This window comes from Caulobacter sp. P1_B12_2, from assembly GCF_056406675.1.
In genome coordinates this window covers 1-1,072 of record NZ_JBFTZS010000780.1, presented here as the reverse complement: position 1 = coordinate 1,072, position 1,072 = coordinate 1, and the positions used below count along the sequence as shown (strand labels likewise).

Here is a 1,072-nt window from a genome sequence, read left to right as displayed (position 1 = left end):
GTCCTGGCCTATGTGGACGCCACAGCCGGGGCGGTGACGATGCTGGCCGCCTGGCGGCTGGACCCCAAGGCCGATCTCCACGCGGTCCAGGAGGCGGCGCGCGCCTATGGCCTGGCGGGCCTGTGGCGGCTGAAGCGGGCAGGGGTCCAGCGCCTGCCGGCCGACTGGACGCAGGCCGATGTCCGCAAACGGGTGAACGCGGCGCGGGCCAAGGCGCAAGACGCCTTGAAGGCCCTGCCGCTGGCCGCGTTCCCCGCCGCCGCGCCCGCCGCCCTGGCGAGGGCTCAGACGGGGGCGCGCGAGTTGGGTCCGTTGGAGACGCAGCTCCGCCTGACCTGGGCCGTGGCGACGGGGCGGATCTAAACCGGGGACATGCCCTTGCGGCGTGTCCCCATCAGCAAGCCCCGTGCCCGGCATTGGGGACACGCCGCAAGGGCATGTCCCCCGCTAAGCCGCTTCCGACGGCTTCTTCGTCTGCCGGGCCGCCTTGGTCAGGCGATCCAGCACGTCGGGCACCAGTTGCTCGGAGAAGCCGCCGATGAAGGCCCAGACCATCATCTTGGCGGCGTCCAGGGCTTCGGGGAACATCAGGCCGCGATTGACCATGGTGATCGGGCAGGCGTAGCGGCAGGGCACGATCTGGGGGAACAGCGCSGCYGCCCCGCTGCCGACGATCGTCCCGTCCCGCACCAGACCGCTGGCGAAGAAGGCCACCAGCACGAACGACACCGACATGCCGACGAACGCGGCGATGAACACCGCCGTCAGGCCCTGGCTCAGGGCGCTGACCTGCCGCACGGGGTCGATCTCGGACGAGGCCGAGGCCATGGCCGACTCGGTGCGCCGCAGCACCGAGACCATGGCCCCCGCCGCGCCGACGAAGGCGATCAGCGCGAAGTTGGCGATCACCGTCACCGCCTCGCGAATGGCGCCGGCCGGGGCGATATTGGGCAAGACCTTGGTGATCATCAGCGCCAGGAACAGCCAGCAAAGCAGGCCCAGGGCCCAGCGCCGCATGCGGCCGGTCAGGATCTCGCGCTCGCTGCTGAGCGTGTAGAGCAGCTTCAGGCGC

The 1,072-nt window shown here is 71.2% G+C and carries 1 protein-coding gene and 1 pseudogene; one reads left to right on the top strand and one right to left on the bottom strand.

The features are described 5' to 3' along the window. Window positions 1–363: pseudogene (locus tag AC1DZ6_RS25720) on the top strand (phytoene/squalene synthase family protein); the annotation flags it as partial. An 84-nt stretch (window positions 364–447) separates the two neighbouring features. Here the strand turns inward: AC1DZ6_RS25720 and AC1DZ6_RS25715 are convergent. Further along, the coding region (locus tag AC1DZ6_RS25715; RefSeq protein WP_477099915.1) for a hypothetical protein at window positions 448–1,072 on the bottom strand (625 nt) is incomplete at its 5' end.